At 44.9% G+C, this 20447-nt stretch carries 20 protein-coding genes; all 20 read right to left on the reverse strand.

All coding sequences use genetic code 11. The features are described 5' to 3' along the window. Positions 1 to 97: 97 nt before the first annotated feature. A complete protein-coding gene (locus PWYN_RS22050; protein ID WP_036656329.1) occupies positions 98 to 412 on the reverse strand; it encodes a hypothetical protein in 315 nt (104 codons plus the stop codon). Between the two features lie 417 nt (positions 413 to 829). Then, entirely contained in the window at positions 830 to 1402 is a 573-nt protein-coding gene (gene pduL / locus PWYN_RS22055; RefSeq protein ID WP_036656331.1) for a phosphate propanoyltransferase, read from the reverse strand. Positions 1403 to 1541: 139 nt separating this feature from the next. After that, a complete protein-coding gene (locus tag PWYN_RS22060) occupies positions 1542 to 2507 on the reverse strand; it encodes a dipeptidase (protein ID WP_036656332.1) in 966 nt (321 codons plus the stop codon). Between the two features lie 170 nt (positions 2508 to 2677). Next, entirely contained in the window at positions 2678 to 2938 is a 261-nt protein-coding gene (locus tag PWYN_RS22065) for a stage V sporulation protein S (RefSeq protein WP_036656334.1), read from the reverse strand. Positions 2939 to 3139: 201 nt separating this feature from the next. After that, positions 3140 to 3934: a TIGR00282 family metallophosphoesterase gene (locus PWYN_RS22070; protein WP_036656336.1), complete on the reverse strand. Its 795-nt coding sequence runs from the start codon at positions 3932 to 3934 to the stop codon at positions 3140 to 3142. A gap of 88 nt (positions 3935 to 4022) precedes the next feature. Continuing rightward, positions 4023 to 5564, reverse strand: coding sequence for a ribonuclease Y (rny, locus tag PWYN_RS22075; protein WP_036656339.1), 1542 nt, complete (start codon positions 5562 to 5564; stop codon positions 4023 to 4025). A gap of 306 nt (positions 5565 to 5870) precedes the next feature. Then, positions 5871 to 6614 carry a regulatory protein RecX gene (locus PWYN_RS22080; protein WP_036656342.1) on the reverse strand — a complete coding sequence of 248 codons (744 nt, stop codon included), beginning with the start codon at positions 6612 to 6614 and terminating at the stop codon, positions 5871 to 5873. Between the two features lie 99 nt (positions 6615 to 6713). Then, positions 6714 to 7775 (reverse strand): recombinase RecA, encoded by a 1062-nt coding sequence (recA, locus tag PWYN_RS22085; protein ID WP_036656344.1) that lies wholly within the window; start codon positions 7773 to 7775, stop codon positions 6714 to 6716. Between the two features lie 314 nt (positions 7776 to 8089). Then, positions 8090 to 9343, reverse strand: coding sequence for a competence/damage-inducible protein A (locus PWYN_RS22090; protein WP_036656347.1), 1254 nt, complete (start codon positions 9341 to 9343; stop codon positions 8090 to 8092). Positions 9344 to 9385: 42 nt separating this feature from the next. Continuing rightward, a complete protein-coding gene (gene pgsA / locus PWYN_RS22095) occupies positions 9386 to 9973 on the reverse strand; it encodes a CDP-diacylglycerol--glycerol-3-phosphate 3-phosphatidyltransferase (RefSeq protein WP_036656350.1) in 588 nt (195 codons plus the stop codon). Between the two features lie 88 nt (positions 9974 to 10061). Further along, on the reverse strand, positions 10062 to 10550 hold the full coding sequence (locus PWYN_RS22100) for a YajQ family cyclic di-GMP-binding protein (RefSeq protein ID WP_036659080.1): 489 nt from the start codon (positions 10548 to 10550) through the stop codon (positions 10062 to 10064). A 160-nt stretch (positions 10551 to 10710) separates the two neighbouring features. Next, positions 10711 to 10872 carry a hypothetical protein gene (locus PWYN_RS29680; RefSeq protein ID WP_169744143.1) on the reverse strand — a complete coding sequence of 54 codons (162 nt, stop codon included), beginning with the start codon at positions 10870 to 10872 and terminating at the stop codon, positions 10711 to 10713. A gap of 78 nt (positions 10873 to 10950) precedes the next feature. Further along, positions 10951 to 11943 carry a RodZ domain-containing protein gene (locus PWYN_RS22105; RefSeq protein ID WP_052088283.1) on the reverse strand — a complete coding sequence of 331 codons (993 nt, stop codon included), beginning with the start codon at positions 11941 to 11943 and terminating at the stop codon, positions 10951 to 10953. A 25-nt stretch (positions 11944 to 11968) separates the two neighbouring features. After that, positions 11969 to 12736 carry a DUF3388 domain-containing protein gene (locus tag PWYN_RS22110; protein WP_036656353.1) on the reverse strand — a complete coding sequence of 256 codons (768 nt, stop codon included), beginning with the start codon at positions 12734 to 12736 and terminating at the stop codon, positions 11969 to 11971. Between the two features lie 174 nt (positions 12737 to 12910). Further along, positions 12911 to 13183: a DUF3243 domain-containing protein gene (locus tag PWYN_RS22115; protein ID WP_036656354.1), complete on the reverse strand. Its 273-nt coding sequence runs from the start codon at positions 13181 to 13183 to the stop codon at positions 12911 to 12913. A gap of 95 nt (positions 13184 to 13278) precedes the next feature. Beyond that, positions 13279 to 14046 (reverse strand): elongation factor P 5-aminopentanone reductase, encoded by a 768-nt coding sequence (gene ymfI, locus PWYN_RS22120; RefSeq protein WP_036656355.1) that lies wholly within the window; start codon positions 14044 to 14046, stop codon positions 13279 to 13281. After that, positions 14046 to 15326, reverse strand: coding sequence for an EF-P 5-aminopentanol modification-associated protein YfmH (yfmH, locus tag PWYN_RS22125; RefSeq protein ID WP_036656357.1), 1281 nt, complete (start codon positions 15324 to 15326; stop codon positions 14046 to 14048). The genes ymfI and yfmH overlap by 1 nt, the downstream gene beginning before the upstream one ends. A 2-nt stretch (positions 15327 to 15328) precedes the next feature. Beyond that, on the reverse strand, positions 15329 to 16609 hold the full coding sequence (gene yfmF / locus PWYN_RS22130) for an EF-P 5-aminopentanol modification-associated protein YfmF (RefSeq protein ID WP_036656360.1): 1281 nt from the start codon (positions 16607 to 16609) through the stop codon (positions 15329 to 15331). A gap of 129 nt (positions 16610 to 16738) precedes the next feature. Next, positions 16739 to 17596: a spore cortex-lytic enzyme gene (sleB, locus tag PWYN_RS22135; RefSeq protein WP_036656361.1), complete on the reverse strand. Its 858-nt coding sequence runs from the start codon at positions 17594 to 17596 to the stop codon at positions 16739 to 16741. A 176-nt stretch (positions 17597 to 17772) separates the two neighbouring features. Next, positions 17773 to 20424: an FtsK/SpoIIIE family DNA translocase gene (locus tag PWYN_RS22140; RefSeq protein WP_036656364.1), complete on the reverse strand. Its 2652-nt coding sequence runs from the start codon at positions 20422 to 20424 to the stop codon at positions 17773 to 17775. Between the last annotated feature and the right edge of the window lie 23 nt (positions 20425 to 20447).

Raw genomic sequence — 20447 nt, forward strand, 5'->3', positions numbered from 1 at the left:
CGCATGTCTAATTCTAGGAACGACAAAAAAGAAGGAACTGTATCAGTCCTTCCCATCCTGTATCTCTCTAGGTTAGTTACTGCCCCTGTAAAGGGACTTATTCTTGCACAGTAACAATTTTAAATACGTTGTCTAAGTTTCCACCGGCAAGTCTCTTCTTCAAAGGAACTTTAACATCACGGCCTAACTCTCTAAAAAAGATATCCACATCACATTTAACATTACTTAATATGACTTTCAATGAGCCGTCAGCCACAATACCTTGGTTCGCATCCGCAGGCACAGCGACATCAACACTATACTTCTTAGTTAATGTGTTGGAGTATCTGGTGAAGATTTCAATTAATTCCTCGTTCGAAAAATTCTCAATAGCTACTTTACCTTTTGGCGTAAAATTTAAGTTAATTTCCAATGTCTTTATTCCCCTTTTCTTTTTTTAACCATTAATATGAGCGGATTGATTTGAATATGGTTCTCTAAACGAAAAGGTCCTTATTCTCTACCTTCTCTTATCATACTATAATTGAAGGCTTAGTTACACCCGAAAGTCCAAATTAACAATAAAAGGAGTCCAATTTGCGCATTTATGCATAAAAAGGTATGGATATTTATTCCATCGCTTGTTATTTGTAGATTATTATAAGGAAATATGCCATGAGCCGTTCTATATATAAGTATTATTAACCTCGACGGGACTGATAATACTTCTAGAGTTTTAAGAATAAAATCCCATCCGAATTGTAAAAAAAATGAAGCAACACAAAGCGAGGTTTTCACTTTGCATTGCCCATTTTTTCCTAAAACATCATTTATGGAGTTAAGTAAGTAATTAGTCTAGAATCTCAGCGCTATCGCCATTGTTGGCACCTGCAGCATTAGCCTCATCGGTGTCAATATGCATATCCAGCGCAAAGCTGTCGGATACACGTGCTAGGACGTTCTCCAATACGAGGCCGCGTTCGCCTCCAAGACGTACTTTAAGCATTTGCTTGTCGGAAATTCCCCAAGCCTCAGCTTCAGATGTATGAAAGTGAATATGGCGGGCTGCAACAATAACACCTTTGTCCAATTCAACCTCACCTGCAGGACCCTTAAGCGTAATGCCTGGAGTTCCTTCTATGCTGCCGGATTCGCGAACGGGTGCTTTCACACCAAGACTGAATGCATCTGTGCGAGATACTTCCAGTTGTGATGCCGGGCGGGCAGGCCCAAGAATTCTTACTTTGTCGAATTTACCTTTGGTTCCGATTACTGCTACTTGCTCATTTGCTGCAAATTGTCCTGGTTGGGAAAGCGGTTTGAATTCAGTTAATTGGTAACCTGCTCCAAACAACACTTCCACATGCTCCTGCGTTAGGTGAATATGTCGGGCCGACACACCTACGGGTACAGTCTTGCTCATTGTAAAGTCACTCCTTGTATTTTCTCTATTATCTGTACAAGCCACTGTACATTATACAACTTATTCCTTGAAATTAAAAAGGAGCCTCATCACTTTAAGGCTCTTTTTTGTGACATTTCGTAATTTCGGAACCGATTTGTCACGATTGAACCGGTTTAGAGGGTAAATGACACTTCAAATATGTAATAGCATTATCAAAGAGCCAACCCTTCACAAAAGCCTCAGGAAAATGGCGAAGCAACTGCTCTGCAAAATCCGAATATTTCCCTGAGTGCTCCAAACCCTTTACCCAAGCATCGATCCCATCGAAGTCCGAACCAAACATAATCTGCTTTTCACCGCCAAGACTACATATATGCTCAATATGTCCAAATAATTCTTCTGAGGTAGCCTCCCCTCCCTCGCGTACAAACCAAGGAACAAAGGTCAACCCTATTCTTCCGTCCATAGCTATCAGGGCAGAAATCTGCTCGTCTGTTAAATTTCGTGGATGGTTGCAGATCGCCGCAGCATTAGAGTGGGAAGCTATAAAAGGACGTTTACTAAGCTCAGTCAATTCCCAGAACCCTGCCGATGACAAATGCGACACGTCTAACAGCATTCCGCTTTCATTGCACCACTCCACTAGTTTACGTCCTTTTTCGGTAAAACCGCCATTCCGCTGCTCCAGAACACCGTCCGCCGCCCAATTCGCATAGTTCCAGGTCACTCCCATAAACCGCACCCCAAGCTCGAAGCAGAGCTGCGCATAAAACAAGTTACCCTCCAGACCGTCTACACCCTCCAAGGAGAGCATCCCCCAACTCAAGGCGTCTTTACCTATGTTTGTCGTTTCTTCTCTCCAACGGAGCCACTGAAGGCCTCCTAAACCCAATACACCACTTCTGTAGTGATCGATTTGTCCCAGCACATCCTCAAAGCGTGGCCGGCCTCTTTTTGAAGACAGATATATGGCGAAACATTGAAGCGCGACTTTCCCCTCAGCCATGCGTTCGGCAGTAACATCTAAGCGATGATCATCCTTGAAGACAATATCCGGCATTTCCTGCATTTTACTTAAAGCGTCACAGTGAAAATCGACTATTTTTCGTTCTCCGACTCCCATTAGCTTGGCCTCACTTTCTCTGAATGCAAAAAGAAACGGCTGCGCCGCCCCTTAGGACAACCCCCGTTTCTTTTCAGAAATATAAAAAAGGATAAGACTAAACTTATTCTTACTTATATTTCAAGAAATCTGCCTGATGTATAGGGCAGATTTAATCTTTAAAATTATATTTATCTAGGCTCGACAATCAGTTTAATAGCAGTACGGTCTTCTCCATCAATGACAATATCGGTAAAGGCTGGGATACAGATCAAATCGACACCGCTTGGTGCGACAAACCCACGGGCAATAGCGACAGCTTTAACTGCTTGGTTCAGTGCTCCCGCTCCAATCGCTTGAAGCTCGGCCGTACCACGTTCACGAAGAACACCTGCTAATGCACCGGCGACGGAATTCGGATTGGATTTAGCTGATACTTTTAATACATCCATTGTAAGTACCTCCCCTGGGAAAAATGATGGTGTTCTTCCACTACTGTAGATGTTATTCGAGAGCGAAGAAATAATTCCTTCTTTTTTCGAAGCATTCTGCAGAAATTAATTCAAAAGATACTCTTTTTCGATATAATAAATATCACAATTTACCCAGGTTTGTCCGATTTTCCCGATTTGTCCACTTATTGTTCAGCCTTATTAGTCCATAATCCATTCATCTTCACGCAAACGGATCTTCTCCATGCGCTTTGCCGATCCGGTTGACTCATCTAATTCTACAAATAAACCGTTTAGCTGCCATTTACCTTCATCCACGACAAATCTAGCGGGAAGCTGGGTTGTGAATTTATATAGAACTGCATCCTTCTCCATACCCAATACGCCTTCTCTTGAACCAACCATTCCTGCATCGGTCAGATAAGCGGTTCCCCCAGGGAGAATCACATCGTCATTACTTTGCACATGAGTATGTGTACCAACCACGATCGAAGCTCGTCCATCCATGAAATAACCCATAGCAATTTTCTCAGAGGTCGCCTCCGCATGAAAATCTACGAGAATACATTTATGCTTAGTTAACAGTTCTTCCATAATATCGTCTCCTACCCGGAAAGGGCAGTCAATCGCCGGTAAAAAGGTACGTCCCTGTAAGTTAACTATCGCTAGCTCTTTGCCGTTAGCTTTGATAACTGTATACCCCCGTCCCGGAGTATCCGGAGGGAAATTGGCTGGGCGAATCATACGCGGCTCGTCATCGATAAATTCGAAGATGTCTCTATTATCCCATGTGTGGTTTCCCATCGTTATACCATGTACGCCCCAATTAAAAAATTCATTCGCAATAGAGGCAGTAATCCCTCTTCCGGCTGCTGAATTCTCTCCGTTGACAATAATTATATGTGGCTGATATTTACTTTTTAGGGATGGAAGCATTTCACGCAATGCTTTTCTTCCGGTGTTGCCACAAATATCACCAATAAACAAAACTTTAATAATGTTCTCCTCCTCATAGGTAATAGGTATTTATAAGCAATACATAATGAAAAGTGGCACCAATTAAGGCGCCACTTTTCATTATTGCCTATTTAGCGTATTCAACCGCCCGTGTCTCGCGAATAACGGTAACTTTGATATGACCTGGATAATCCAGTTCATTCTCAATCATCTTAGTAATGTCTCGAGCCAGACGGAAAGCTTCAGCATCATCGATCTTCTCAGGTTGAACCATCACGCGTACCTCGCGGCCTGCTTGAATGGCATACGATTTCTCGACACCTTCGAATGATTCGGAGATTTCCTCCAGCTTTTCCAAACGCTTGATATAGGTTTCCAGTGTTTCTCGGCGAGCGCCAGGTCTTGCTGCCGACAATGCGTCAGCTGCTCCAACCAGCATAGCAATAACCGAGGTAGCTTCGCAGTCACCATGGTGAGAAGCGATACTGTTAAGAACAACCGGATGCTCCTTGTATTTCCTTGCTAGTTCGGCACCAATCTCTACGTGTGAACCTTCTACTTCATGATCCAGCGCTTTGCCGATATCATGCAGTAATCCGGCACGTTTTGCAAGCACGATGTCTTCCCCAAGCTCACCGGCCATAAGTCCAGTCAAATAAGCAACCTCCATGGAGTGCTTCAACACATTTTGACCGTAGCTCGTACGGAATTTCAGACGTCCCAGAATTTTGATCAAATCCGGATGCAATCCGTGAACACCTACCTCGAAGGTAGCCTGCTCGCCGTATTCCCGAATTCTCTCATCTACTTCTTTACGGGATTTCTCGACCATTTCTTCAATGCGTGCTGGGTGAATTCGTCCATCAGCTACCAGTTTCTCCAGTGCTGTACGGGCAACTTCACGACGGATAGGATCAAATCCCGACAAAATAACCGCTTCAGGCGTATCATCAATAATAAGGTCAATACCTGTGAGAGTCTCCAGTGCCCGGATGTTGCGGCCTTCACGACCGATAATCCGACCCTTCATCTCTTCATTCGGCAACGTTACAACAGATACCGTTGTTTCTGCTACATGATCAGCCGCACAGCGTTGAATAGCGAGAGTTATGATTTCACGGGCTTTCTTGTCCGCTTCTTCCTTCGCCTGCTGCTCGATTTCCTTAATCATCTGTGCAGTTTCATGGCGAACTTCCTGCTCCACGTTACTTAAAATAATACTTCTTGCATCTTCAATACTTAAATTAGAGATGCGTTCCAGTTCAGTCACTTGATTCTTGTAAATGACGTCAATTTGCTGTTGGGTTTCATCAATTCGTTTCTCTTTGTTAGCCACTTGTTCTTCTTTTCGTTCAAGCGATTCCATTTTTTTATCCAGAGATTCTTCCTTTTGCAGTAAACGTCTTTCTTGTCGTTGAATTTCATTACGACGTTCACGCGTTTCTTTCTCAGCTTCGCTACGGATTCTATGGACTTCGTCCTTAGCCTCCAATACCGTTTCCTTCTTCTGCGCTTCTGCCTCTTTCTTCGCGTTTTCCACGATGACTACGGCTTCTTGCTCTGCGCTGGAAATTTTAGCCTCTGCAATGGATTTCCGAATAATATAACCGAACCCAAAGAATGCTGTCGCTACAACGAGAACGATAATGACCCAGATCCAATCTTGCATCTGTTCACCTCCTCGTTGATTTAGTTACTCCAAGGTATTCCCTGGGAATTGTGCAGTTGTCAAACTACCGTTCATCACCATACAAAAAACCGGTAATCTCACCAATTGTTTTCCTGCACATGCTCTACATGCACACTGCCCGCCTTATCTGGCGATTACATTTCATATGAGTGGATACGTGAATCGGAGTAGGAACCTTTTTGGGAAGGTAAAAGGATTCAAACTTTATGCCGATTCATGTTATATTTTATTATTTATAAAAAGACCTTGTCAAGAGAGTCGATATAGACAGGAAAGTCAAGAGACTTACTCAGGGTAGTATATTTCATCATCTTCGCCCTGAAAATTCTCTTCCTGCACCAAAATCTGCAGCACTTGACGCACCATTTCGCCCGAAAATCCGCGTCTCATTAAATAAGCACCGGTTTTCCGTCTCTTATCCGGAACTTCACCACGAATTAAATTCCACTTTTTGCGGGCTGATAGGAGTGCACTCTGCTGCTCTTGTTCCGGGGTGATATCATCCAGCGCTTCCGCGATGAGGGATTTATCAATCCCCTTCTCCCGCAGTTCCTGCCGGATCCACATCTTACCTTTACGCTGATTGGTAATCCGCTGTTCAGCCCACTGCTTGGCGTATAAGGGATCATCAATATATTGTTCACGCTGCAGCCGCTGCAAAGTTTCTGCTATAATAGTCTCCCCGATTTCCTTCTGCCGTAAACGGCGGGCCATTTCCTGAGCGGTTCGGGGTTTGTGACCCAAATAGCGAAGCCCTTCCACATAAGCCCGCTGGCGCTCATCCGCCAGAACAATTTCCTCCAGATCAGACTTCATAAACTGGCTGCCGGTTATCATTCGATATTTAATCATGACATCTTCATGAACAGTCATGTTATAGGCTCCAAAATGGATGATATAACGGTGATCGGATTTCTTCTTCCGTTCTACCCTTGTAATCTCAAGAAGTTCATTGTCCGGAAAGTCCGAAAGAATATGTTCCTCTTTATCCTGCTTTTCCTCAAATTCAGGATCAAGTTGTATAACCATTTATGTTATTCACCCCGCCATCTGATGATAAGTACAGCTATGACACCCTATTAAAAGACGCCCTGTTACAGTCTTCACAGGGCGCCCAATGGTTAGAATTTATTCAATTTCAAGTAATGCTTTTTCTTCTTGTTGCTCCGCTTCCACTTCTTTTTCACTTGGTGGAGCTACTAGGGTGGTTAGATTACTTGCTGCACGAATTTTGTTCTCAATTACAAGGGCAATATCCTTATGTTCTTTCAGGAACAGCTTCGCGTTCTCACGGCCTTGACCCAGACGCTCGCCTTCATAGGAATACCATGCACCACTCTTGTTCACAATATCCATCTCGGTACCAATATCAACAAGACTTCCTTCTTTGGAAATCCCTTCACCGTACATGATATCTACATCTGCCTGCTTAAACGGAGGAGCTACCTTGTTCTTAACAACTTTTATCTTGGTGCGGTTACCCACCACATCGTTACCCATCTTAATACTCTCTACACGACGCACATCCAAGCGTACTGAGGAGTAGAATTTCAGTGCCCGTCCACCCGGAGTAGTCTCAGGGTTACCAAACATCACACCAATCTTCTCACGAAGCTGGTTAATGAAGATAGCAATGGTATTGGATTTGCTAATCGCACCAGATAATTTACGCAAAGCCTGTGACATCAAACGTGCCTGCAGACCCACGTGGGAATCTCCCATATCACCTTCAATTTCCGCTTTCGGAACCAACGCTGCCACAGAGTCGATAACAATAATGTCTACAGCACCACTGCGAACGAGTGCTTCTGCAATTTCAAGCGCTTGCTCACCGGTATCAGGCTGTGAAAGCAGCAGCTCATCAATATTTACGCCTAGGGCATTTGCATATTTAGGATCTAATGCATGCTCGGCATCAATAAATGCAGCTTGTCCGCCAGCCTTTTGCACTTCTGCAATCGCATGAAGAGCAACCGTTGTTTTACCGGAAGATTCCGGGCCATACACTTCAATAATACGACCTTTTGGGAGTCCGCCAATGCCTAATGCTATATCTAATGCGATAGATCCACTAGGTACAACTTCCACTTGCATATGAGCGGATTCTCCCAGTTTCATGATAGAACCTTTACCATATTGTTTCTCTATTTGACGAAGCGCCATCTCCAGCGCTGCACGACGATCTGACAATCAGACCACTTCCTTCACTGTTTATAGTATTATAATAACGTGTTTTTGAGGTCTTGCCAAGACTTTTTTCGAACATACATTCGTTTTTTTTGTTTTCTCCCTTCTGTATCCCTTTTATTGTAAGCCTCTTTACACTTAACTTAATTAACAAAAACCTGTACAGAGATAGCTATTTATTACTACGAAAAAAAACGGAAGAACCGTGGCAAAGAATACTCAATGCCACGGTTCTTCCGTGTGTCCTGATTATATACCCCTAATGGGAACTATTACAAGTGTGATCCTCTATATAATTTATTCTCTCTTTTCCTGTGTTAACGTTGTTCGAGTCTTCTCCAGAGCCGATAAAGCAGCGCCTTCACAGTCCGCAGCCTTATATTGTCTCTTGTACCCCTAAGATTAAGCTCGAACACTTCAGTTTCTTGGCCGCGCTCTGCTATTCCGATATATACAAGCCCCACAGGTTTACGTTCAGACGAGCCCGGCCCAGCCACTCCTGTAACCGATAAACCGAAATCACTGTCCGCTATTAATCTGGCCTGTTCCGCCAGAACTTCAGCTACTTCACGGCTTACAGCGCCTGGTGCGTCTTTGCCCTCTAATAATGCTTCCGGTACATTCAGCAGCTTCATCTTCATTTCATTGGAGTAACATACAATGCCTCCCAAGAACATGCTTGAACTTCCCGGGATACTGGTTAGGGTCTCCATCAACAGCCCGCCTGTGCAGCTCTCAGCAGCACTCAGAGTCAAACTGGCATTTACCATCCGGTCAACTAGTAGCTTTTCCAGCGGGATGTCTATGTTCGCATACATATGCTCAGGAAGAATTTCCCGTATCTGCTCCTCCAAAGCGTTCAGCTTCTCAGCAGCTTCCTGCTCGGAAGGGGCTTTAGTGGAGATACGAACGGTTACTTCCCCTTCCTTGGCATAAGGTGCAATGGTCGGATCGGTTTGATTGCGGATCAAATCAATTAACTTATCCTCGAGAAGAGACTCTCCAATACCGGCAAATTTAAGCATTCTAGAGTAGATTGGCATCTCATGCGTCAACGCGTGCTGCAAAAGCCACGGCTTGGCCTTGTCCGTGAACATCGGCTTCATCTCCCGGGGAGGCCCGGGAAGAACGATATAAAATTTACCTTCATGTGCATGAGCAAGTCCGACGGCAAGACCCACCTCATTCGGAAGCGGCGTAGTTCCGTCTACCATGAGCGCTTGTTTGCGGTTATTCTCCGTCATAAAAATTTTGCGTTCATCAAAAAAACGTTGAACATGCTCCATTGCAGGGGTGTCAATATGTAAGTTGCGGCCAAGGGCAGCAGCCAATCCATCTTTGGTAAGATCATCTTCGGTTGGACCTATGCCGCCTGTGAACAAAATTACATCGGCACGGCTCTGAGCGATCTCAATAGCCTGCTGCAGACGATTGAGATTATCCCCGACCACAGTTTGAAAATACACATCAATTCCTAGCGCGGCAAGTTCTACCGATAAAAATTGGGCATTGCTGTTGACTATTTGTCCTAATAATAGTTCTGTACCGACGGCTATAATTTCCGCTTTCATAGCTGGTTCTAGCCTCCTGTAATTGAGTATTTGAAATCCTGCCTATGCCTTATGAAGCTGTAGCAAATCCTTATTTTTCACGAAGTAATCCACACCTGAATAAATAGTGATTAGAGCTGCGGCCCATATAGCAATATCATCCACAGGAATCTGGACAAACTGGAACGGGAAATTATTCAGCAGCAACAGTGAGATGGCTACAATCTGAATAACGGTTTTAATCTTGCCCCATTTACTGGCGGCAACAACCTTTCCTTCAAGCAAAGCAACTTGGCGAAGTCCGGTTACGGCAAACTCACGGCTAATGATAACAACGGCAATCCATGAATCACATCTTCCCATTTCCACCAATGAAATCAATACAGCCGACACTAGGAGCTTATCTGCAAGAGGATCTAGCAGTTTGCCCAGGTTAGTAACCATATTGTATTTACGTGCAATGTAACCGTCTATCCCATCCGTACTGGCTGCGAGCAGAAAGATAACCGCCGCAAATAAATGATTAACAGAAAGCTGGAAAGAACCCCAATGGATAGGCTCAGGGTAAAAGTCGAAATTCCCCAGCAGGAAAAACATCATGATCGGTATAAGACAAATACGGGCAAGAGTGATACGGTTAGGCAAATTCACAGAAGTTCCTCCCTGGAAAAATTATTCAGAACAGAAAGCACCCCGCAAGTGATTGTGCTCTAAGCACCGCGGGGCACGAATTCTTACTTTACTTTAAATTGTTAAACTGTAGATCCAGCGGTAAATCGGCATTTCGCAAAAGTTGAATGATTTGTTGCAGATCATCTCTGTTTTTACCGGTCACGCGTATTTGATCACCCTGTATTTGGCTTTTCACTTTCAACTTGGAATCACGAATGAGAATATTGATTTTCTTAGCATTCTCCTGATCGACTCCTTGTTTCAAGCCTAATCGCTGGCGTACACCTACTGAAGCCGGTTCTATTTTGCCATAATCTAAATTTTTGAGGGTTATCCCTCTCTTAACCATCTTAGTTTGCAGAATATCAATCACTGCATTTAACTTATATTCATCCTCGGAAGCAATAATAAGCGCGTCTTTTTCCAACTTCAGACTACTTTTACTTCCTTTAAAATCAAACCGGTTCTCTAATTCCCTCTCGGTTTGATGAACCGCATTGGTCAACTCCTGCATATCCATTTTGGATACGATGTCGAATGAACTTTCCGAACTCATTACTCCACGTCCTTTACCAACATTTATTCTTTTCCTATTATATGAGAAACCAGCCCGCAAGTCTAATAATGCAAGAAATTCCAGCGTTCCAAAGGTAAAAAGAGCACAAAAAGACGCCTCCTGAGCTTCCAGGAGACGCTTTTTCTTTTGCTGAAGCTGCTTATCTGCTGCGGGCAGGGTTCCTGAACATATCCAAGAGCCCAAGCACGATGTGTGCTAGTCCGAAGCCTAGAATTCCATAGCCCCAAGCGTTTGGAGTTAAATAATAACCTAGCAAACTGACGATAACACCTAGGCCTGTTACGATCCAACTGACGGTCATGGGAATACACCTCACTTTGGCTGTAAGAACTGTAAGTCATTCTTAGGTTATCCATAAAGTGAAAGCCTATTCCACGTTTTACTCACTTGTGATGCTTTCTTCCGTAGCAGTGGGCTCAGAACCCTCAGATCCTTGAGTTCCCTCGGTTGTACCGGCTCCATCTGTTGTACCATCTACACCATCTGCCAATTCAAAAAGAATTCGGGAAGTGGATTTGCCGTCCGTCACTGTCTGTCCGTTAACGGTAATTACAGTAGCTCGTGAATTGCCGGATTTAATATAAATCCCTTCACTACCCAGTGTAAAGACCATATTGTCTCCTGCAGCCGTATTGCCATATGAAAGCTTCTCCCCCGTGGAGTTCCCGCCTTTATACACCTCAAGCCAGCTTATCCCCGTAGCGTTGATGACAACCTCGACCGGACTTCCTGCCGGAGCGGATACATCAAAGATGGTGGTTTTGCCTGATTTACGGCCTTCACTTAAAGTAATTGATTGTGGAGAAGGCGACAGGCTCGGTGACGGTTCTGGTGTAGTCTGTACGGAATCCCCATTATTCCCGGTTGTTGGAGAGGCAGTCGGTTGCGCTACCCCTCCACCGGGCGCTGGAGAGGATGTCTGGGCTGTTTTGGGATCCTGCGTCGCATCTGTTACCTTAGTTGGATCCACGGTCTGATTTCCATCGGATCCAGACTTAATAGCATACATATAAATGACAACAATAATGAGGACTGGAAAAGTCCACATAAGCAAAGTGGGCAGCCACTTGGCATTCCGTTCCGTTTCAGGCCTACGGCTGCGTTTTTGTATTACACTTTCCATGGTAGGCTCTTTAGGTGTCACAGCAACATTGCCGTGCTCCTGCATTAATTCGTCAGGGTTCACACCCACAGCTTCCGCATAGGTTTTGATAAACGCCCTTACATAAAAATCCCCCGGGAGAACTTTATAATCCCCTGTTTCGATGGCTTCCAAATATTTTTTGCGTATCTTCGTTACTTCCTGGACATCGTCAAGACTCATCCCTTTTTGCAGACGCGCCTCCTTCAAATGCCGGCCCAGTTCCGACATACCATCACCTCCTCGTTAGTTTGTTTTATAGATCATCACTGTAGCTCGTTGTAAACGATTCATACAAAATCTCTTCATTGGGAGTGTTTCGCAGCTCAATAATGATATTAAAATCATCATAAGTGTACTCGGATTCCCGCACAAAAATATCAGGATGCTCAATAACCTTCGTGCTTGGCATAGCCATAATCGTTTGCAACAGGTTATAGTGTTTCTCATTTGAACGTATTGTGCTTACAATTCCGTCAATAATAAACACATTGTTTGGGTTTAGCTCATCCTCGGCAAGCTGGCTGCGCACCGTTTGACGAAGCAACGTAGAGGATACAAAAGTCCATCGCTTCATGGCGCACACGCTGCCGGCAATAATAGATTCCGTCTTCCCGACACGAGGCATGCCCCTCAATCCGATAACCTGATTCCCTTCCTTCTTAAACACTTCTCCCAGAAAATCTACCAGAAGACCTAGTTCATCCCTGGTAAATCTAAATGTCTTGCGGTCATCCGAATCCCTGTCGATATAACGGCCGTGACGCACCGCCAGCTTGTCTACAAGTCGGGGTGTCCGTAGAGCCGTCACTGTAATATTATCAACTTTCTTGAGCATTTCGCCCATAAGCATAATTTTCTGATCATCATTTGTTTCCAGTAGCATACCTCGGGTTTTGCCTTCTACACCGTTAATAGTCAAAATATTGACCTCTAACATACCTAGCATGGAAGCAATATCACCCAACAGACCTGGTCTGTTTTTATGTATCTTATATTCCATATACCATTGTTTATATTCCACTTGTACACCTCATAGATTCCTTTTCCCTGCATTTGTCACCTGTCAAAAAAAATGATAAATCGACAAAGCACTTTATTGCACGGGTCATGTTAATGATATATAAAAAAAATTTGAAAGGCAAGGTCAGACTGTATAATTGCAGAAAAGCTCCCGGAAAGGGAGCTTATTCCACAGCTATGCGTTGTTTTTCGCCAGTTTGACCATCAGAGTAGCAATCGTATGCTTCTCTGCTGCATTACCGACATCCCACAGCTCTTTGATCGCCCGGTTTGAAGAGTTTTGCGGATCGACTTTTTTATCGAGGAATTCCCCGATTTCAAAAGCCAGCTTTGAGATTGTCTCATCGCTCATTCCGATTCTCTCCGCCTGTACGACACGTTCACCCAGAAACTTTTTCCAAGTGTCGAAATTTTTGATAACCGTTGGCCCATTCGATCCTGTTGACATCTTAAATCCTCCTTCATATTTACTGAGATTTAAAAGCAACAGTTATAATATGTCCCGGGTCAAAGGTCGTTATGCTGGAGCATTTCTCCAAACGGTTAGGTGATCCAGCCGCCATTCGGACTGATAATCTGACCGGTAATATATCCAGACTCAGGCAAAGCCAGAAAATAAACCAGTGATGAAATTTCTTCAGGAGACCCTAGCCGCCCTGCTGGAATTTCTTCCTCCAGCATGCGCAGCTCATCCTCCTGCAAAGTGGACAGCATTGATGTATTTACCGCTCCAGGAGCAACAGCATTAACCGTTATACCTGAAGGAGCTAATTCTTTGGCCAGGGCCTTGGTGAAGGCGTTAACGCCACCTTTGCTAGCGGAATAAGCCACTTCACAGGATGCTCCTGAAATCCCCCAGACGGAAGAAACATTTATAATTCGACCATAGCGCCCAGAAACCATATAAGGCATGAAAATTTGACTGCAAAGGAAGCTGCCTTTCAAGTTCACAGCCATGATATCATCCCATTCCTCTTCACTCAGATCGGCTAACATGCCGTAATGAGCTTTCCCTGCATTGTTAACAAGAATATCAGGCATCATTCCACTACTCTCGAGCCTCTCGGCCATACGCAGCAGCTGACTGCGGTCTCTAATATCAGCCCTTACAGTCATGACCTTAGCCCCTAGCGCCATACAGCGTCTGGCAACGTCATTAGCTGCCTCATGTGAGGTCATGTAGTGTATGATTACATTCATTCCCACGGATGCAAAACGTTCAGCAATAGCCCCACCGATACCGCCACCACCACCGGTAACGAGCACAGTCATTTCCCCTAATGGTTTGCTGTTCTCTCCCACACCAGCCATTAAGGACTCACCACCAAAGATACCGCCAGCTGTTCCCAATCCACATGACTACGCAGACGTTCATTAACCTCATCAAGTGTGAGGGATTCATATACAGGAAGTACCTCGAATAAATTGCCGCCGCGGAACTGATAGCGAGTAAACTCATGAGCGATACTTTCTGGTGAATTCAGCATTCGCAGGTAGCCGCCAATTTTCTTTTTGCGGGCACGTTCGAAATCACTCTCTGCAAAACCGGACTCGAGAATAGCATCTACCTCTTCCCGGATACGCTTCAGGAGCAGATCAGGATCTTTGGTGTCCCCGCCTATTGCCGAGAATGCATATTCGGGTGAACTATTGAATTCATGACCAAAACTATCTGAAATCAGTCCCTCGTCATAAAGCTTTTGATACAAAGTAGTACTACTGCCAAATAACAGATCCAGCATCAGCTTGGTTGTTAGGTCACGACGAATAGCTGCTTCGCCTGAAATTCCCTCCACCCTTTCCTTGAAGCCGAACAAGCATTTAGGCATGGATACGGCCAGCTTGCACTCACGAACTTTTTGATCCACTGCTTGTGGTTCTTCTTCAAATATGCGTTCAATATCGCCTTGGATCCCGTAAGACTTCGCACTTTGGTTGCTGCGAATAAGCGAAATGACTTTCTCCGGTTCTACCCCTCCGACCACAAAGAGAAGCATATTGCTCGGATGATAAAACGCGTTGTAACAGGAATACAGTGTCTCCTTTGTAATTGTCCCGATGGATTCAATCGTTCCGGCGATATCAATGTGAACTGGGTGCTTGGAATACATCGCTTCAATTAGGCCGAAATAGACACGCCAGTCAGGATTATCCGCATACATGTTGATCTCTTGGCCAATTATCCCCTTTTCCTTTTCTACATTCTCATCGGTGAAATAGGGACGCTGCACAAAGTCAACCAACGTCTCCAGATTGGTCTCAATATTCTCCGTAGCAGAGAATAAATAGACCGTCTGGTCAAAGCTTGTAAAAGCATTTGCAGACGCACCATTGGAAGCAAAGGTAGCGAAAATATCGCCTTCCGGCTCTTCAAACATTTTATGCTCCAGAAAATGGGCGATTCCGTCAGGAACCTTTGTCTCTTCCCCTCCTGCCACATGAAAATGATTGTCTACAGAACCGTATTTCGTTGCAAAAGTCGCATATGTTTTACGGAATCCCGGCTTTGGCAATACATATACCCGCAGACCGTTCTCCATCACTTCGTGATAAATGGTTTCTTGGAGTCTTTCGTAATACATCTGTTCCACCGCTATTCCTCCTTCTGCCCTGTCAGGAAATAAATCGTGTCCAGCCGAAAAGTGTCAGCGGCTGCCTTCACATCCTCTGCTCCGGTTCCTTCAACCTGATCCATTAGCTCCTGAGTAGACCGATCTTTTCCGGAAAGCTGGCGGTTGAAATCAAACGAAATCATTTCAAATGCGGAATCCTGAATTTCAGACAGCAGATTACGAATCATCGCTTTGGTCTGACTGAGTTCTAAATCACTGATACGGCCGGCTTTCATTTCTTCCAATTGTTTGGTAATAATATCGACCGCTTTACCGTAATTTTGAACTTCAATACCGGATTGAATCGTTCCGATCCCTTTATGACCGTCGTAGCGGGAGGAAGCATAGTAAGCAAGGCTCTCCTTCTCACGAACATTCACAAATAGCTTGGAATGAGGATAGCCACCCAAAATTCCGTTATACATCAATGCAGTGGCATACGAATCATCTTTGTATGTGATAGAGGTACGCAACCCCATATTCAGCTTACCTTGGCTTACATCCAGTTTTTCTTCCACGGTTCGAACTTCTGTTACCGTTACTGGAGAGAATCGGGAAGTATAGTCTTTGGTTTCTGAAGTATTACGGCCGAAGTGGCGTTTCACCAGCTTCTCCACTTCCTCCGGAGTAGTGTCCCCGACCACATACAGATCCAGAATGGCACCATCCAACCAAGAATTGTAAGATTGATACAGCTTCTCAGGTGTCAATGCATCCAAATCCGCTCTCTGCCCCAAGGGGTGGAGTCTATAAGGCTCATTCTTACACATCTCTTCGATACATCGTTCGGCAGCATACCGGATCTTATCGTTCACAATAGACTCCAGTTTCTTACGGACCGTTTCACGTTCTGTAGCGACGTAGGACGAACGGAAAATTCCATTCTCCAGAGCAGGGCGGGTTAATACTTCTCCCAGAAAAGCGAACGATTCACCCAGCAGACTTTCTTTGCTCTGCACAAAAGAATCATTAATCGTATCCATCCGAAACTGAACGATTTGGTGGTCACCGCGTTTATAGACATCAAAACCAAATCCGGCTCCGTAGAGCTCCTCCAGCCTTTCGCGAAACTGAGTAGTCTCAGGATAAGAGGCAGTCCCTCTGCGAAGTACAAAAGGAACTAGCGCGGTTGAGGTTACAGTCTCCTCTGCAAGCGGAACACCGGCATAAAGTGAGATGGCGAAGGTTTTGAACGCTTTAGTTGGCAATACGTGAATACGCATGCCTGCAGCGTTACCATGCTGAAAACCATTATTATTCAAGTCCAAAACTCCTTTACGGCGTGAATAGGTGCTATAGATCATTTTATGAAGTAATATCCATTCTAAACCATTCCAAAGTAAGGAAGCAACCGGAAGTCCAGTTCCGATTGCTCCTTTGAAGGTGATATTTTACATACAGAAAATATGCTCACCAATTGTCTTGACCTGCGGGCGGCTCCAAATCCACTTGGATGTTGCTGTACGGGGATTAAAATAATAGATGCATCCTCCTGACGGATCCCAGCCGCTTAATGCCTGCTGTACCGCCTTACGTGCCTGTACGTTAGGTTCCAGGTAAATTTGGCCGTCAGCCACAGCTGTGAAAGCTCCTGGCTGGAATATAACCCCTGAAGGTGTTTTAGGAAAACTCGGGGATTTCACCCGATTAAGGATAACCGCAGCAACAGCAACTTGTCCTTCAAATGGCTCCCCTCTAGCCTCACCATACACGGCATTCGCCATAATCTTCAGATCATTTTCAGATAGTCCCATTGCATTACCTGAAGATAATTTGGCTGTACTTGTTGTAGTGGTTTTTTTAGCCGTAGCGGCCTTCTTTCCTGCACCACCCGCAGCCGTTTTTGGCTCGGTAGGTCTCCAGTTCTTAGTGGCGTTATATAGCTTCAGTTTTGTTTTGGCTCCTACGACTCCATCTGCCTTTATGCCAAACTTCCATTGAAACCATTTGACGGATTTCAGTGTTATAGGACCGTATTGACTGTCTATTTTTCCGGCATAGAATCCTAAATGCTTCAGCCTTCCCTGAAGTTCATATACATCTTGACCTTTGGCTCCGTATTTAACCAGAGTAGTACTAAAAGCTGGAAGCGCCTCTTCAAAAGCGGCTTGTGGTGAGCCGTTAGACTCTGACATAGTTTGGTTCTTATTCTTAATTCCGTCTTGTTCCCCATACCATTGAACAGTAAGCGGTCCTGCAGTTAATGCAAGGGTCAATATGGTAAGTATCCACATCTTTTGTTTCTTCATAGGGGTTCGCTCTACCTTTCTCTTGTAGATTCTGCATGAATGGCTAAAGTTATTATGACGACTGTCAACACATCCTATGCACTACCTATCTAGAAAGGAGAGTTCAACAAAAAGAAGAAGGCTATCCCAAGCCACTTATATATTGGCTTGGGATGCCTTCTCCACTTATCCATGTGTTATGAACTGATTCGATTGTGCTGATACTGTTCCAACGAAATGAGTACCTCTCGCGGCTTACTGCCTTCATAGGAGCCGATGACTCCTCTGGCCTCCATGGAATCAATCAATCGGGCAGCACGGGTATAACCTACACGCATGCGACGCTGCAGCAGCGATACAGAGGCCTGCTTCGCCTCCAGTACTATTTGTACGGCTTGCTCATATAGCTCGTCCTGAGGCTCCTGATCCACCGTATTGGAATCATCCACTTCCGGAACAATAGAGTCATCATAATTAGCCTCAGCTTGTCCGCTTACATACTGAACAATAGTCTCAACTTCCTGATCACTTAGGAACGCCCCTTGTACACGAATCGGCTTGGATGATCCCATAGGCAGGAACAGCATATCTCCGCGACCCAACAGCTTCTCTGCCCCTCCCATATCCAGGATGGTACGTGAATCGACCATAGAGGATACGCCAAAGGCTATCCGCGAAGGAATGTTAGCCTTGATAACCCCAGTAATAACATCTACTGAAGGACGTTGTGTCGCAATAATCAAGTGAATCCCTGCAGCACGCGCCATTTGTGCAAGTCGGCAAATGGCATCTTCTACATCATTTGCGGCTACCATCATTAAGTCTGCAAGCTCGTCCACAATAACAACGATATAAGGAAGCACAGCATCCGGGTTATCCTTCATGAGTGTATTATAGCCTTCAACATTCCGTGTCCCTGATTTGGAGAACAGCTCGTATCTCTTCTCCATTTCTACAACGATTTTCTTGAGCGCCAGACTGGCACGCTTGGGATCCGTAACTACAGGTGCTAGCAAATGAGGAATTCCGTTATAGACGTTAAGTTCTACCATCTTAGGATCGACCATCAGAAACTTCACTTCGTTAGGCTTAGCCTTATATAAAATACTGGCAATAATTCCGTTAATACAAACAGATTTCCCTGATCCTGTAGCACCCGCTACCAAAAGATGGGGCATTTTCGCCAGATTACCAATGATCGTCTGCCCAGAAATATCGCGTCCGAAAGCGATAGTCAGCTTCGATTCAGCCTCCTGAAAGGTCTGTGTTTCCATAACTTCGCGCATAGTTACAATAGATACCTCAGGATTTGGCACCTCAATACCAATGGCAGACTTGCCGGGAATTGGGGCCTCCATACGAATGTCTTTGGCAGCCAGTGCGAGGGCGATATCATCTGTGAGATTAACAATACGACTCACTTTCACACCGATATCCGGCTGAATTTCGTACCGGGTAACAGCAGGTCCCCTTACTACTTCAAGTACTTTGGCCCTTACACCGAAGCTCTCAAGCGTTGCCTCCAGCTTCCTAGCGGTTTGCATATAATCATTCTGATCACCGGCTTTACCCGCATTACTCGGCTTGGTCAACAGACGGAAAGGCGGAAGCTTGTAAGGTTTAGGTGGCGGCGGAAGCGGAGGTGAAATAACTAATTCCTCCTCAACTGCAGAACTACCTAATGGATCAATTACATTCTTGTCTCCAAAATCCTCTAAGTGATTAAGAGCTGCTAATTCCTCTGGAGAGATCTCCGGTTCATGAGCCACTGCTCCACTTCGTGCAGTCGGTGAGAACTCACTCCATTCTTCGCGGTCCTCCTGACTTAACCCTTCTGAACGTATATGCTCGAAGAAATCCCGGATGATTGGCGTTACCGGTTCCAGATCATCGTCAATAAGCTCATTCTCGTTGTCCAAAGGTCCGATAGTCGGAGCTGCCCCACCGGTTAATCCTGTGATAATAGGACCCGTCTGACCCGATAGCTCCTGTTCAGATTCATCATCCTCTAAATGGTCCGTCTCACTTCTTGTATTAAGCGAACCGGATGTCCACTGTGCCAACCTTTTGAAGAAAAGGGGCTGTCTGCGATTCGGCAAAGGTTGTCCACCTTCATTGTAATCCTCATCATCATCCAGATCGTCATCCTGAATAACAGGTTCTTTCTTGCCTTTCCCCGCTCGTGTGCTGGTTACAGGAACGGCTTGTGGTCGATTAGCTGCTCGAAGCCGAATGCTTTCAATCAGCTTAACCGTACGTTGGCGAAACAGCCCAAATAGTTCAACGTAAGAAAGGTTCGTAATCAGCATAAAGCTGATGGCCAGCATTACAATCATCAATAGCTTTGCACCCAGGTTCCCGAACAGCCAGAGGAGGGCTGCATACTCAAGAGCTCCAAGATATCCTCCGCTGATATCTTTGCCCAGCATAAACACTTCGCTGCTGTTAGAGGTTGGTGACAGTGCCCCGTTAAGATCATTATGTATTTGTGAAAGGACATTATTCGGATGGAGCATGGATAACGGTCCCAGCTTCTGCTCCATGGAAGAGATGCTGCTCATAAGACACATAGACAGCACAAGAAGAACCACACCGGATTGGCGGCTGTTCCAAGAGGAAGGCCACTTGCGGTGAATCATGACCATAAGACCGTAGAATATACCTATAAGAGGCAGGATGAAATAAAATCGGCCCAATAAATATCCGGCCATACTTGAAAGAGAACGGCCCACCGCCGCTTCCCCTGATAATGCTATGACAGAAATGGTGATTAATAATATCCCATATATTTCATATTTTAAAACGCTACCAAGCAGCACTTTTTTCTTTTTCTTTTTTCTTTTTGCCACAAAAGCCACCCCCAAGAACAACA

Origin of the sequence: Paenibacillus wynnii (assembly GCF_000757885.1) — a bacterium.
GTDB classification, from domain to species: Bacteria; Bacillota; Bacilli; order Paenibacillales; family Paenibacillaceae; genus Paenibacillus_AQ; species Paenibacillus_AQ wynnii.